The following is a 466-nucleotide window of genomic DNA, read 5'->3' on the forward strand; positions in this document are numbered from 1 at the left end:
TATGTTAAGTGTTGCTTTTTTAAGTTGCATTTCTGCTGTCTTTTTATATTACCATAAACAAATATACTCGTACAAACAAAAATAATTAAACTAGGAGGAAACAATGAAGAAAAAAATCAGAATACCTGATACCTATGTAATCATCTTTTTTGTAGTTATAGTTGCTGCTATACTGACGTATCTCATACCAGTTGGAAGCTTTACTATGGAAAAAATTCAATATGCTACCGAAGCTGGTATGAAAACTAGAACAGTTCCTGTTCCTGGAAGTTTCACTTATGCTTTGGATGAGTTTGGAAAACCACTTATTCAAGGTGTTCCTATCTTCGCTGCTGGTGGAGATATGAGTATAACTAACTATATCTTTGAAGGACTTGTTAGTGGAGATAAATGGGGAACTGCTGTCGGAATTATCGCTTTCATTCTGATTACAGGTGGAGCTTTCGGTATTATTTTAAAAACTAAA

Annotated in this window: 1 pseudogene; it reads left to right on the forward strand. The window is 33.7% G+C overall.

The features are described 5' to 3' along the window. Nucleotides 1-103 precede the first annotated feature (103 nt). Nucleotides 104-466, forward strand: a pseudogene (locus L988_RS00005) (hypothetical protein); the annotation flags it as partial.

It is taken from the genome of Cetobacterium sp. ZWU0022 (assembly GCF_000800875.1).
Lineage (GTDB): Bacteria > Fusobacteriota > Fusobacteriia > Fusobacteriales > Fusobacteriaceae > Cetobacterium_A.